The sequence below is a fragment of the Mesobacillus persicus genome (genome assembly GCF_900109925.1).
GTDB classification, from domain to species: Bacteria; Bacillota; Bacilli; order Bacillales; family Cytobacillaceae; genus Mesobacillus_B; species Mesobacillus_B persicus.
This window is the reverse complement of record NZ_FOBW01000003.1, coordinates 209927-224484: the sequence shown is the minus strand read 5'-3', so window position 1 is coordinate 224484 and position 14558 is coordinate 209927. Positions and strand designations below refer to the sequence as shown.

11 protein-coding genes are annotated in these 14558 nt (G+C 40.5%); 3 read left to right on the top strand and 8 right to left on the bottom strand.

Features of this window, described 5'->3' with window-relative positions:
- Positions 1 to 157 precede the first annotated feature (157 nt).
- The 5 genes from paiA to BMX30_RS06165 form a co-directional block, all read right to left on the bottom strand.
- Positions 158 to 676: a spermidine/spermine N(1)-acetyltransferase gene (gene paiA, locus BMX30_RS06185; RefSeq protein WP_090742337.1), complete on the bottom strand. Its 519-nt coding sequence runs from the start codon at positions 674 to 676 to the stop codon at positions 158 to 160.
- A 24-nt stretch (positions 677 to 700) separates the two neighbouring features.
- Positions 701 to 1153: a MarR family winged helix-turn-helix transcriptional regulator gene (locus BMX30_RS06180; RefSeq protein WP_090742334.1), complete on the bottom strand. Its 453-nt coding sequence runs from the start codon at positions 1151 to 1153 to the stop codon at positions 701 to 703.
- A gap of 382 nt (positions 1154 to 1535) precedes the next feature.
- Positions 1536 to 1814 (bottom strand): hypothetical protein, encoded by a 279-nt coding sequence (locus tag BMX30_RS06175; protein ID WP_090742331.1) that lies wholly within the window; start codon positions 1812 to 1814, stop codon positions 1536 to 1538.
- A 171-nt stretch (positions 1815 to 1985) separates the two neighbouring features.
- Positions 1986 to 4544, bottom strand: a complete 2559-nt coding sequence (locus BMX30_RS06170; protein WP_090742328.1) for a PEP/pyruvate-binding domain-containing protein — start codon at positions 4542 to 4544, stop codon at positions 1986 to 1988.
- A 305-nt stretch (positions 4545 to 4849) separates the two neighbouring features.
- Complete coding sequence (locus tag BMX30_RS06165; protein ID WP_244532507.1) at positions 4850 to 5818, bottom strand: DMT family transporter; 969 nt, start codon at positions 5816 to 5818, stop codon at positions 4850 to 4852.
- Between the two features lie 264 nt (positions 5819 to 6082).
- Here BMX30_RS06165 and BMX30_RS06160 point away from each other — a divergent pair, with 264 nt between their 5' ends.
- Together BMX30_RS06160 and BMX30_RS06155 are read left to right on the top strand one after the other, a co-directional pair.
- A complete protein-coding gene (locus BMX30_RS06160) occupies positions 6083 to 6679 on the top strand; it encodes a TetR/AcrR family transcriptional regulator (RefSeq protein WP_090742325.1) in 597 nt (198 codons plus the stop codon).
- A 7-nt stretch (positions 6680 to 6686) separates the two neighbouring features.
- Entirely contained in the window at positions 6687 to 8129 is a 1443-nt protein-coding gene (locus BMX30_RS06155) for a DHA2 family efflux MFS transporter permease subunit (protein WP_090742740.1), read from the top strand.
- Positions 8130 to 8366: 237 nt separating this feature from the next.
- On the opposite strand, the gene BMX30_RS06150 is transcribed toward BMX30_RS06155, so the two are convergent.
- Together BMX30_RS06150 and BMX30_RS06145 are read right to left on the bottom strand one after the other, a co-directional pair.
- Entirely contained in the window at positions 8367 to 8558 is a 192-nt protein-coding gene (locus tag BMX30_RS06150; RefSeq protein ID WP_090742322.1) for a hypothetical protein, read from the bottom strand.
- 112 nt (positions 8559 to 8670) lie between these two features.
- The gene (locus tag BMX30_RS06145; protein WP_090742318.1) at positions 8671 to 10356 is read right to left on the bottom strand and encodes a hypothetical protein; all 1686 of its coding nucleotides are present in this window, start codon (positions 10354 to 10356) and stop codon (positions 8671 to 8673) included.
- A 606-nt stretch (positions 10357 to 10962) separates the two neighbouring features.
- Here BMX30_RS06145 and katG point away from each other — a divergent pair.
- Positions 10963 to 13179, top strand: coding sequence for a catalase/peroxidase HPI (katG, locus tag BMX30_RS06140; protein ID WP_090742314.1), 2217 nt, complete (start codon positions 10963 to 10965; stop codon positions 13177 to 13179).
- Positions 13180 to 13319: 140 nt separating this feature from the next.
- Here katG and nagA read toward each other — a convergent pair whose 3' ends face one another.
- Positions 13320 to 14531 (bottom strand): N-acetylglucosamine-6-phosphate deacetylase, encoded by a 1212-nt coding sequence (nagA, locus tag BMX30_RS06135; RefSeq protein WP_170843802.1) that lies wholly within the window; start codon positions 14529 to 14531, stop codon positions 13320 to 13322.
- Positions 14532 to 14558: the final 27 nt, after the last annotated feature.

The window sequence follows — 14558 nt, the reverse complement described above, 5'->3', positions numbered from 1 at the left end:
GGAGAGAAAGGATTATTGCCTTTTTTTAGGTTCGGGGAAAAATCCCCCCCCACTCTGCACTCCCTCAGGATTTTATAGTATCCAAGTTTACCAATTTACTTGGAAGGTTATAGAATTTGCCTGTAACCCCAACATGGGCTTGCTCCGGGGGAGTAAGTCAGATGAGTGTTTTTTCCATAATAAAGTCCGTTTGCTCTTCATCCCCCATATAAAATGAATGAGCTCCAGTTTGAACAAACCCCATTCTTTCATAAAAAGCAATCGCATTTTCATTTTTTTCCCAAACGCCTAGCCAGATTTTATGCTTATTACCTTCCATCGCCAATTCCATCGCTTTATGTAATAGATGTTTCCCAAGTCCGTGTTTCTGAAATATGTTCTTTATATAAATCCTCTCAATTTCGAGTGAATCATCACCCATTTCTTCTGACTGGGCACCATTGGTATTAACCTTTAAATATCCAGCGACTTCATTATGAAGATAAACAAAGAAGAATTCCGAAGAAAAATTGGCTAACTCTTTTTCTAGTTGTCCTAAGTTGAATGCCCTTTCCATATAGGCGTCCATATTTTCGGGGGAGTTTTGGTCCTTAAATGTATCATTAAATGTTTCATAACTTATTTTTTGAAGGATCAATAAATCTTCAAGAGTGCACTTCTTTATACTAATGGTCATTTTGCTAGGTCGCTCCTTCTCTCATCAATAATTTCTTTTGTTTCCTTTTTTAACGAATTCCCAGTCGACTTCGACATTTTTCCTCACTTTTAAGAGAAGATTAGATAAAGTCTCCACTTCCAGTTCAGAAAATCCCTCTAATGCAACCCTATCGGAATGATCATTTTCTCTTTTTATGTAAGGATAAACGTTCTGTCCTTTCTCTGTTGGAAATAGTTTTTTAATTTTATGGTTTTGTTCATCCTCTTTCTTTTCAATAAATCCATTGATTTCAAGTCTTTTTATCGCGCGAGCTGCTGTTGTTCGATCTACTTTTATCATCTCAGCTAGCTTTTCTTGAATGATTCCTGGATTTTCACATATACGCACAAGGTACAAATACTGCCCTTTTGTAAGGTCGTATTCTTTAAACTCAATATTACTGATAGAATCTAAAGCTCTTGCAATCATACCAATTTCACGAAGAATTTCCTTCATCATTAACTCCTTAAATCAAATTTTATGGCAAATGCAATAAATATAGGATGTATTAAATATAATCCAACTTTGTTGCATTTGCAACAAAACACAAAGCATGGGGACGGTTCTTATGCTTCCATTAACTAAAAAATTAATAATATTCTTTCTACTGGTAAAATCATAAAAGAACGTCCCCAAAACAATAAATAGTTATATGTTACTTTTTGCTAGAAGAAGAACAGAAAAACAGGATCAGCCCCCCAGGAAAGAAACGCGTTGCTCACGGAGGACTGATCAAAGAATCCTGAAATTCCTAACATGACTGCCTACTAATCATCAAATCATGAAAAAAAGCCCCATACTATGGGACTTTACAAATTGTAAAAGCTTTTAATCGTTATTAATCTTCGGCAGGATTTGGATCCATTTCATCGTTTCCATCGTTGTCAGGATCTTCGAATGGTTCCTCCATGTTTTCCTCGGTGCCTTCCATATTCTGTTCGGCATCCTCAAAAGGCTCTTCCATATTTTCTTCCGCATCCTGTAGATCATCCTCTAAAGGTGCCTGTTCTTGATTTTCATTTGCTGGTGGAGCTGGATCATCATTCGCTCCACAGCCTGCAACCATTAAAGCAGACAACATGAGACTAGCTAACAACAGAAACCATTTTTTGTTCATGTCTATTCTCCTTTCTGTATTTATTGGAAATGCGTTTCATTTATTTATCTTTACCTCAGCATAAAATAATATGTATAAAAAAGTACCACGAAAACGATTAGCCCCATGAAAAAAGAATACCTAAAAAGGTATCCCTTTAAAAAAACTATCCTCCTTCCGAAAAAACTCAAACTATCTACACAAAAGGTTCTGGGTGACAATATCTGAAAAAACCTCCATCCCAGTGGTCTTGGCAATATGGATTGTATTTGCCAATTTTGCACCTTCAGGCAAAACCGTGGACAAGCAATTCTCTCTCCCCAAGATTTTTTCAGGATGGTAAACAACATCCTGTTGACCATCATAAATCGCAATATAAAAAATCCCTGTTTCCACTAGGTCCTGAAAAAAGTGACTTCCATAAGACAATTCCGGCATGAGTCCGCCGTCATTCGATGCTACCTCACAAATCACGGACATATTCGCTAGCTCTGTAAAATGGACAGGTACTCCTAAGGAAGGAGTCGTCGTTCCCCATCTTCCTGGTCCCATTAACATCACGTTTTTTCCTTTTAACGCTGTATTGATTTTCCCAATCATTCTAGCGACGGCATACTTGCCTTGTTCACTTTGTTCAATATAAGATTGCGGATCAACAAACACGACATAATCGATTGGCAAGCGAACATTGCCACCCATAAAATTTCCTGTCTGAGAAAAGAAGCAATCATCCTTATCCAGTTGTTTTGGCATTTCAACTGGCTTCCCTAACCCCCTTGTTTGCAAGGGGCGACATTGCAGGAGATTAATTTTAAAAGGATGATTCTCTTTAAAATTCCCCGTAAATTCAATATCGACAGGATACTCATAGATGGAAGATAATCGCGCTAGCATGTCTTTCATCAGACTGGCGAACTCAGTTTCTTTAAGCAAGCGTTGAAAGTCTAGAATATATGGAACATTTAAATGGTTAATCTTTAGCTCCTTCATTCGGGTTAACGTTTCGCCGTCTACTTTAGCAAATAGCTGTTTATCTATCCCTAAATCATTTAAAAGAACATCATCCGCTCTTCTCGTCAAATGTTTATTCTTCGAAAGTGAAAGCACATCCACATAGTGTTGCGAGAATTTCTTTTCATCTTCTATCGCCATCAGTGGTCTACGTAAAGGGTCATCGAGAGAGATGATTTTGGCATAGTCCTCGACCGTTCTGTCTACCGCCCGTGTTCCTAAACCAAATACAAGCCGGAGCATCCCTGCCTCCATGTCAATGGTTTTATCCCATACATAAAGATTTGAGGAATTTCCTACCCCAGCGATATGCGGAAAAAACGATTCGCCATAATGGTCTCCAGAAACACGCTGGATCAAAATTGCCATTTGCTCATCTTTTTCAAAAAGGCCTCTGTTCATCCGGTAGGTTAACGCATCCTCATTCATTGTACTCGCGTAAACGGTTCGGATTGCCTGCACAAAGGCTTCATACCGTTCCTCAGGTGTTCCTTGGTTGGCGCAAAACACACTTTCATATTTCCCAGCAAAGGCATTTCCAAAATTATCTTCTAATAAAGAACTAGAACGAACGATAATTGGTGATTGTCCGAAATATTCGAGTACCTGGACAAATCTTTCTTTTATTTTATCGGGAAATTTCCCGTGTAATAGTTTCTCTCTTAATTCTTGAGCAAATTGATAATAACCATCCGCCGTTTTCTGTTTGACGCGCAGCTTCCACCAACCGTTTTGAACGATATAGGTGTAAAAGACATCTGACCCAAGGTAAAACGAGTCATGCGGCTCCAAATAGGGCTGAAATCGGTTTGATTCATCCTCTTCTAGGATTTTTCTCGCCAATAACATTCCGACGCTCTTTCCTCCAATAAAGCCGGTTCCAATTTCCCTTGAAGCGATATTCAAAATATCATTCAGCGTAAAATATTGATAACATAACTCAGACATTCTTGACTCGTTACCAATTAGCAGTGAAATTAATAATCTTTTTGTTTGATTCTGTTGCTCTTGGTCTAGGTTAAGTGCCTCTCTTGCATTCGCAAAAATCACATTCCAGTAATCCAGACGTTCTTCCCCACGGTTAATGCTTGAGAACAACTCGGCTATTTCAGAACTTGCACTTATGCAGATGGCTTCCGGTCCTTTAATAAGGTGCGGAAAAAACATCGTTGGCGAATATCGTTCCGATGCTTTTAAAGGATGAATATACATTTTCTCGTTGACTTCATATAAATCAAGTAACAACTGAGTGGTTTCACGGATTCCTGCAATCGTACTGTATGTATGAGCATTACGAATAATCGCGAAATAAGCAATCGTATCAAGTTCAAATAAAAACGGACAAGAAACCTTAAAAAAGTTCCCAATCATCAAGTCTGAGTACCAAGATTCTAACAAGTCTGTTAAACAATCAAACACGTAAAAGGTTCTCTTGCCTTCCTGTTCGATGATGTGATGAACCTCAGAGGCAAAGCTTTCAAAGCCCTTTGTCGCATCCACCTGATAAACTTTTATAGTTGAATCATCGTTTAAGATTGGCTCGTGGTTGCCGAAGCGAATGTACACAAGCTTGCGTTGGTCCTGCTTCGCCTGCGCGACATAAGGAGTGACCACTTTCAAATAATCTTGAACAGAATCGACCTGCCAAACCACATTATCACCAAGGCGTAGCATGTCAATCGCCTGATCAAACCCAGCTAACCCAGTACTCACCTTATCGTGTATCGTAATGATAACCATCCCCTCTCCCTACAAATTCATTGTTTTTATAAAATTATAACATTTCAGAGCATTGAGGGGGATGGTAGTCTAACAACAGAAAAAGCTACCCTTTTACTGGATAAAAATAGCCCAAATCATAAGCGATTTGGGCTACTAATTAGTGTATCGTTTCATATTTTGCACTTCAAAACAGAAGCCTATGTTGTATATTTATTACCTTCAATTACACAATGCTATTCTTTTATCACAGTGTTAAGTGTACTTTGACACCCAGTTTCATGGTTCCACAAACCGCCAAGAGACAGTTTTCGGTACCTGTATCTCTAACTAATTTTTTGCTTTATTACTGGCCCAGCAGGAGCGATTTGTTTTTTAGAATAGTTCATATTCATAATAATGATTCCAAAGGCAACAAATCCGATCGCGGCGATAACCATTAGGTTCAGACTTTCTCCTGGTACCAGCCATGCCGACAAAATCGTACCAAAAACTGGTGTGAGAAAATTATAAATACTTACTTCGCCAGCCTTATTGTACTTTAAAACACTTGTCCATAGAGCAAACGCGATGGATGATAGGAACGCTGCATAAATAAGCAATCCCCAGCCAACTCCTGTAAAGATGATTGCATTTTCACTTAATTGCGGAACACCAATAATGAGTAACAAGGTGGCACCAATGGTTAACTGCCAACCTGTTAAGGTAACAGGTGATATCCCTGTTGCTAACTCTTTTGTCATGATGGTCGCCACTGCACTGGTCAAACCCGCTAGAATCATATAGCCTTCTCCAGCTAGTTGAAAATCAAACTGAAATTCTTTGCCCCAATTGGCAATGATAATTCCAGCGAACCCTGCTAAAATCCCAACACTTTTTTTCCAATTCATATGGTCATTTTTATAATAAAAATGCGCTAAAATCACGGCAAGGAAGATCCCACTTGAAGATAAAATTGCTCCTTGCATTCCGGATACATTTGATAGCCCGATGTAAAAGAAATAATATTGGACGGCTGTTTGAATCGTTCCAAATAAGATTAATATCAGCAAATGAGACCGTTTGACAATCAATTGTCTGCGGTTCGTTACGAATAGAAACGTTAATAAAATAAGCCCTGCTAGCAAGAAACGCATCCCTGCAAAGACGATTTGTGCTACCGGATCATTTGCAGCAATCTGCAATTCCGTGTTACTTAACTTTAAAACGGGAAAAGCACTTCCCCACAGCAATGTACAAATGATGGCGATTCCGAATACTCCCCATTTATCTTGAAATAAAGATTTCAATTTCAACTGTTCCATCTCCTAAGATTTTATCAATGAACAAGGAGTAATCTTATCACATGGCTCACTGAGAATAAAAGTGGAAAGTTTTAAAAACAGAACAGGATTAGACCACCAACCACACTCATGTATCAAGAGCTTTGGGACAATGTTGTGAGCTAACCCCTTTGTCCCACCGGGATAACACCATGAATGCATTGTAATTGACATTGGTGTATCGCCTGATTATATTTATGTAGACCAATCTCTATAATTACTAAAGGTGGATCTTTAATGAGCAGAAAAGATACGAGAGAAATGATTCTAGAAACAGCAACTCGATTATTTCAGCGACAGGGATATAACGGAACAGGGGTCAATCAAATTATTGAGGAGAGTGGTACACCTAAAGGCTCTTTGTATTATCACTTTCCAAAAGGAAAAGAGGAGATTGCTTTAGAAGCGATTCGCCTTGTGAAGCAACGGGTTCTTGAACAAACGAGACATGCTTTACTTTCCTCAGACGATGTCATCGAAGCCTTTCAACAGCATGTCAACAACATTGCCAACTTTTATGATTCGGAGGATTCAATCGAATGGTTGAAAGTCGGGCTGCTGGCATCAGAGACAGCATTTACGCATGAAACCCTTCGATGCGCATGTGAAAAAACCTTTCAAGATTGGCAAGCTCTTTATGCAGAAACACTCGAACAACATGGATACGAGCAAACAGCGGCAAAAGAGTTGGGAATCACCATTAATGTCCTGCTTGAAGGGGCCACGACGGTTTCATTGACTCGCAAAAGTGGAGATACTTTGCGTGTCGTTGCTAAGCAAATTCCAACGATACTTTGTAAAAAGACAACAGGAGGAAGAACCAATGAATCATGACACACAAATGTCAAACACAACAGGCGGGAAAACGGGTGAATATAGAGTAGTCCCGATCCTCGTCTCTTTCCTAATCGCCGGCTTTATCGGCTTGTTTAGTGAGACAGCTTTAAATATGGCATTAAATAGTTTAATCGAGGATTTTGGAATCCGAGAAACGACGGTTCAATGGCTGACAACCGGTTACTTATTAACCCTAGGTATCCTTGTCCCTGTTTCGGGACTTATTTTACAATGGTTTACCACAAGGCAATTATTTATCGTATCACTCGCGTTATCCATTATTGGTACCTTTATCGCAGCCATCGCCCCTTCCTTTGCATTCTTAATGATTGCTCGTGTTGTTCAGGCAATGGGGACAGCTTTGATGCTCCCACTTATGTTCAATACGATTTTATTGATTGTTCCACCCTATAAACGCGGAAAAGTGATGGGTCTTTTAGGGCTAGTCATCATGTTTGCGCCTGCCGTAGGACCAACACTGTCAGGTCTTATTCTTCAGTCGCTTTCATGGCATTGGATCTTTTGGGTGTCACTTCCGTTTTTAGTAGTTGCGCTTATCTTTGGTATGATTTTTATGCAAAATGTATCCACACCAACGAAACCTAAGATTGATCTTCTCTCAATCGTCCTATCCACGATTGGTTTCGGCGGAGTGGTGTACGGATTTAGCAGTGCGGGTGAAGGCGGCGGCTGGGGAGAACCCATCGTGATCATCTCCATATCTGCCGGAGTTCTAGCATTAATCTTATTCAGCTTCCGACAAACAAGAATGAAACAGCCGATGTTAAACCTCCGCGCCTTTAAATACCCAATGTTTGTTGTTGGGCTATTATTGGTTCTGACTTGTATGATGATTATCTTATCTTCGATGATTTTGTTGCCATTATACTTACAGACTTCTCTCGCTTTAAGTACATTTGCTGCAGGACTTCTACTCCTTCCTGGTGGAATCATCAATGGACTGCTTTCTCCTGTGATGGGTAGCTTATTTGACCGTTTTGGACCTAAATGGTTAGTCATTCCAGGATTGGTCCTTGTAACGGCGGCTTTAATTGGTTTTTCTACGATTGACTTAGAAACATCTGCCGCATTTCTTATTGCAATGCACATCATTTTGATGGTCGGTGTTTCAATGATTATGATGCCTGCTCAAACGAATGGTTTAAATCAACTTCCTCGTGAACTGTACCCAGATGGAACAGCGATTATGAACACTTTGCAACAGGTGGCTGGTGCGATTGGAACGGCCGTAGCGATTTCTATTTTATCTTCTGGGGTTGAGAACTTTATGAAAAATGTTTCCGATGTAACGGATCCACTCAATCCTCTACTTGCCTTTACCTCTGGTGTTCAAGATGCCTTTCTATTTGCGATTGCGGTTGCAGTGATTGGGTTCATTATTAGCATCTTTATTAAAAGAGTCGAAGTAGAGCAACAAGCTTCTTAATGTAAAAGCAGATTATTAAATCATATAATAACGGGGTCAGGCCGCCAGTGAAGTAAAGCGTTACTTACTGAATCTGGAAGGTGCCTGGCACCCGTTATACCTTAAGAAAAACGATGACATGAGATTATCGCTTCGTTTAATCCACTAAGTAAACTGATAACTATAAACTCTCTTCATCCTATCGAAAATACATTCGGATTAAGTCTTCTTTCTACTTTCCCTTTATCAAATGCCACATTACAGGAAATATTCGCTACTCATCCCCAGATAAATCAAAATGGAAGCGATAATAAAACCTGAGAAAAATAGCGTTTTTGTGAACTTTGAACTATTTTTCATCCATCCCCATCGCTTATTATCCATATCAAACAGAAAATAATCAGCAACGACAACAACTAAAATAATCAAGACTGCTGTAAAAAAACCCATACCCATCCCTCCATTTATTTACATACGACTTAATTACCAATAAGTTTCACGGTGAAACGCACGCAGGCACCTCCCAATTATCTGGAAGGTGCCTGGCACCTGCTAATTCCTGTTAATTTAATTCTTCAATGTCAATGGCTTTGGCTGGCAAAAATTCTTCTCCTGTATCGAGGTAGGTTACATTCACTTCATCATTTGGCTGTAAATAGATCGCCTTAGGGGCGTTCTCAGAGGAGATGATGTAACTCTGGTCATTATCTAGCAAGAAGTAAACAATCGTCGCGTTGTCTGCTTTTTCTTTGTAGACGCGTACCACCTTCCCACTCACTTGTTTTTCTTCTGCTTCTGAAGTCCCGTCAACGGTTCCACCACCACGTTGCAAAGCCGTTTTATATAGTTTTAACGCTTCATTTGGCGTGTTCCCATACACGGAAATCTCAGGATTGGCCGCTGAGACGATAAAATAGTTCTGTAAGAATCCATTTGCATCTAAAACTGGAGTTAACCAACTTGCTTCTCCATAGAAATTATAAAGAATTGGCATTTCGCCATCCCATTTCTTTTCAATGAACTTCTTTTCGATAATTTGAAGAGTACCTTGTGAATCCATATAAGATTCTTCTAAATTACCAGTAAAGTAAGTTGCTTTCCCTGTTCTAGAATTCGTAAGGGAGTAGCCGAGCATCGAATCGACGCCTTCTTTCGGACTGGTAAAGTCAGTAAAATAATGCATCTCTCCGTTTTCATCAAAAATCGGACTCACATTTGCTTCTGTTCCTTCATCAGATGGAAGTTTTACATCAGATTTACCAAACTTACTATTCCAGAATCCATTTGCGTAATTACCAAAATAGCTATTTTGTAAGCTAACAGCTTCTGGGGAAACAGCCCCATCAATAAATCCAGGAACGTCGGCTAAAGCATACATTTCCGTCTTCCCTGAAGAAGGGTCCACGAGGACGATTCCTTTTACTTCAAAACCATTACGTCCAGAAATAAACTCCCCGTATGAGCGAATGTAAAACGGTTTCCCTTCATCATCAATTTCCAATTGAGGTTCCCCATAAAAAATGATTTCCGGGTATTTCATCCGCATATGTCGCTCTAAATTTTTATTAAAAAATGAGGAAGGTGTATACGTTATTTCTGCTTTCATAAACTTCGGATTATCCGTTGAATCTGTGGCACTAATCGTGAAGTATCCTGGTGTAGTATCGCCATTCCACCACTTGAAAAATCCTGAAAACTCAACAGGAGCAATATAAACGTATTCATCGTTTACCTTTTGAATTTGCAAGTTTCCAAGCTCATAATAACTCGTATTTGGAACTTGGCCAAAGGCCTTTTTCATTTTATTACGTGCAAACTGAGGAGGAACGCTTGCAGGGGTTTTCGTTTCATCAAATACTTCAATTTCCGTTTCTTGCGCCATGCTAGCCACTTCATATTTTTCATCAGCATTAAATAGGAAAGCCGTTCCTAAATAGATACTGAAAAGGAGCGTTCCTAAGAATAAAATCCCTTTGACCATTCTTTCAATCCCAGTTGCAAAGACTGCTCCTGCAGCAGTAACGACAAGTGCTAAAAGCCAAACAGAGGAAAAATTGCGGTCAAGATTCGTGAGGTAAAAAAAGACAAAAACTACGGCGGTAAGGAGAACGATACATGCTAAGAGAAAGCCAGATTGGATATTAGCCCCTTTCTCTTCATTCTTCTTATTCTTCGTTTGTATAAAGGGAAAAAGAATGAGTGAAGAAGCCACCCCGATAATCACTGAAAATAGTAAAATTGATTCCATATAGACTCCCTTCAAAGATTCATTACTTTATATACGAAAAGAAAGTGCAAAAGTTTCATTTAGGTGCCAGGCACCATCCAATTATCTGGAAGCATCACCTTCCAGGTAATTGGCTCGAATTGTTCTGAGGCCAGTGGCTCGGTACCCAGTGAAGTGAAGTGTTACTTCGCCGGTGGTCCCAAAACTTCCATATATCTATCATAATCAGCTAATCTCCTTAATATAATAGTTCGGGTATCAGGATTTTGGCATTTCTCATAAGATGATTTTGTTCTAATTGTATTTATGTTTTCTCTTTGTCATGAATCCAACAGAACAGAATGGAGTACTCTTGCATAAAAATCTAGCGTTTCGCGGGCGAAGTGACTAAAGTCACAACGAGTAATTGTTTTACCTTTAAAGTTTCATAATTTTGTACTTTTTCCAAGACAACGAGGGGTTTTCTTGTTGCTATAATATAATTGGTCTCATTCTGCATATGCCAACATTCAATTTAATTCACAATATAATTGAATCAATTACATAAAAATGATTATCACTCTAGTTTCTAAGTTAACTAGATGCATAATATATACTACTAAACCTACTCAAAAGGAGAGATGAAAAATGGATGCGAAGGAAAATAGTAACATCGGAGGATGCCCGTTTCACGGAGGTGCGACTAGCAACAAATCAAGTGGAACGGCAAATCGAGACTGGTGGCCAAATGCTTTAAACTTAAATATTCTCCACCAGCATGACAGAAAATCTAATCCTATGGGAGAAGACTTTGATTATGCAGAAGAATTTAAAAAACTAGATTATGATGCACTTAAGCAAGATCTTAAAGACCTAATGACAGACAGCCAAGATTGGTGGCCTGCTGACTATGGACATTATGGTCCATTCTTTATCCGTATGTCTTGGCATGCTGCGGGTACATACCGTACAGGTGATGGCCGAGGTGGTGGTGGAACTGGTAACCAACGCTTTGCTCCACTTAACAGCTGGCCTGATAACGCTAGCCTTGATAAAGCTCGTAGACTTCTATGGCCAATCAAGCAAAAGTATGGTAACAAGATTTCTTGGGCTGATTTACTTGTTATGGCAGGAAATGTTGCGATTGAAGACATGGGAGGTCCAATCATAGGCTTTGGTGCAGGACGCGCAGACATTTGGCATCCAGAAGAAGACATCTACTGGGGTGCGGAAACAGAATGGCTAGATGATAATCGTTACACAGGCGAGCGTGACCTTGAAAATCCACTCGCTGCCGTTCAGATGGGGCTTATTTATGTAAACCCAGAAGGTCCAAATGGGAAGCCCGATCCAATTAAAAGTGCTAAAGACATTCGAGAAACCTTTGGTCGGATGGGAATGAACGATGAAGAAACCGTGGCACTAATCGCTGGCGGTCATACTTTTGGTAAGGCACACGGTGCAGGAGATGCTTCACTAGTTGGCCCAGAACCAGAGGCTGCTCCGATTGAAGCACAAGGCTTAGGATGGCAAAGCTCCTATGGCTCCGGCAAAGGTCGTGACACAATTACAAGCGGTATTGAAGGTGCATGGACTGCTAATCCAACACAGTGGGATAATGGTTATTTTGACCTTTTGTTTGGATATGAATGGTGGTTGACTAAGAGTCCTGCAGGAGCATATATATGGCATGTTGTCGATCCAGATGAGAAGGATCTTGCACCAGATGCAGAAGATTCATCCATTAAAGTTCCTACGATGATGACCACGGCTGATATGGCATTGCGTTATGATACGGAGTACGAAAAGATTTCTCGTCGTTTCCACCAGAATCCAGCTGAGTTTGCAGATGCCTTTGCTCGTGCATGGTTCAAATTATTGCACCGTGACATGGGTCCGAAAGCTAGATATCTAGGTCCAGAAGTTCCAGAAACAGATTTCACTTGGCAAGATCCTGTACCAGCGGGTAATTATGATTTAACAGATGCAGACGTAGCTGAGCTTAAGGCAAAAATCCTAGACTCAGAACTTACAGTCAGTGAGCTAGTTGCCACTGCTTGGGCTTCTGCTAGTACGTACCGGGGCTCCGATCATCGTGGTGGCGCGAACGGTTCCCGCATCCGTCTTGCTCCGCAAAAGGATTGGGAAGTAAATCAGCCCGAACAACTTGCAAAAGTGCTTGATGTTCTTGAGAGCATTCAGAATGGTTTCAATAAAGAAGTCAGCATTGCAGACCTAATCGTCCTTGGCGGTAGTGCCGCAATCGAAAAAGCTGCACAAGATGCTGGCTTTGATGTAACTGTTCCATTTGCTCCTGGACGTGGCGATGCAACACAAGAGCAAACAGATGCAGAAAGTTTTGACGTGTTAGAGCCTGTCGCTGATGGGTTCCGCAACTATCAAAAGAAGCAGTTTAGTATAAGTCCAGAAGAACTTCTAGTCGATAAGGCTCAGCTTTTAAACCTGACTGCACCAGAAATGACAGCGCTAATTGGTGGGATGCGTGTACTAGGTACAAACTATGGTGGAACTAGTCACGGCGTATTCACTGATCGTGAAGGCCAACTTACGAACGATTTCTTTGTTAATCTTCTAGACATGGGTGTAGCGTGGAAGCCTGTTGACGAAAGCGTATATGAAGGACGTGATCGTAAGACAGGAGAAGTTGTACGTACAGCCACTAGAGTGGACCTAGTGTTTGGTTCAAACTCGGTACTACGTGCCATTGCAGAAGTGTATGCTCAAGATGATAACAAGGAGAAGTTTGTGCGTGACTTTATCGCGGCTTGGGTCAAGGTAATGAATGCTGATCGCTTCGACCTTAAGAGTGTTGACCTAAAAAAAGCTCAACTTACAGGTAAATAAGCTACAGAAGAAACCGCCGTCAAACAGACGGCGGTTTTTCTAGTTAGGAACAGGCTTGTCCTACCAATCATTTCCCTTTTATTCTGTATTATCCCCTACCTCAGTAATCAATAAATAGATATATGTGCTAATTTACTACTTTAATCTTCCTTGAATTCTGCCTTCTCCCTTTGATAAGCCATTTCTCCGCGACAAAATGTCATAAACACATTATAGTTCTGATCGAGAATAACTAAATCAGCGTCCTTCCCTCTCTTGATGCTCCCTTTATGCTCATAGACGTTTAACTGCTTTGCAGGATTGACTGCAGCCATTTCTATTGTCTCAGCAAGTGAACACCCCGTATAATTCATCATGTTTTTAACCGCTTGACCTAGCTTTAATATGCTTCCGGCAAGAGTGCCATCTTCTAATACGGCTCTCCCGTCTTCCACCTTCACCTGCTGCCCACCTAAATCATAACTTCCATTTTTCAAGCATTTTGCCCTCATGGAATCGGTAATCAACAGCAACCCTTTGCTTCCTTTTTGGCGGTAAGCTATATTAACGATTTCTGGTGTGACATGAACGCCATCGACAATCAATTCAGCCTTTAACTCATCATAGAGAAAAGCAGCTCCTACCATTCCCGGCTCTCGATGATGTAGCCCCCTCATTTGATTAAACAGATGCGTTACCTGTTTAGCTCCCTTGGTGATTGCACTCTTGACTTCGTTATAGGTAGCATCCGTATGCCCTAAAGAAGCAATCACTCCAGTGCTATTTAGATAAGAAATGAGCTCCAATGCCCCTGGAACTTCCGGTGCCAATGTAACAAGTTTGATGTTGTTTTTTGATAGGGCTTGCCATTCCTGAAACAAGGCTGTTTCAGGGCTGATAATATGGTTGACTGGCTGGGCCCCTGCCATTTTTTTATTAATAAAAGGACCTTCAAGGTGAACCCCTAGAACTTCAGCTTTTCCAGTTAGCGGTTGCGAAGATATATACACGCCTGCATTAACAAGCGCTCGTTCAATCGCTTCTCGTTCTTGGGTTATGGTTGTTGCGAGAAAACTCGTTGTTCCTTCTCGTGGCAATGCCTCGGCCATCCGCATTAAAGCTTCTGGCGTTGCATCCATCGTATCCGCTCCATTAACTCCATGAATGTGAACATCGATAAAGCCAGGAATTAAGATGGATCCTGCTGGGAGTTCCATCACTTCGTAGTTCACTTCTTCTACCAATTTTGATAGTGATCCAACTTCCTGGATTTTTCCATCAATAATGACTACATAGCCATTGTCAATAATGTTGGTCTCTGAATAGATGGTCATATTTTTGAGGAGAAATGGCTTCACTTTGTTTGGTTCCATTGAATCTTCCTTTCATTACCTCTTATC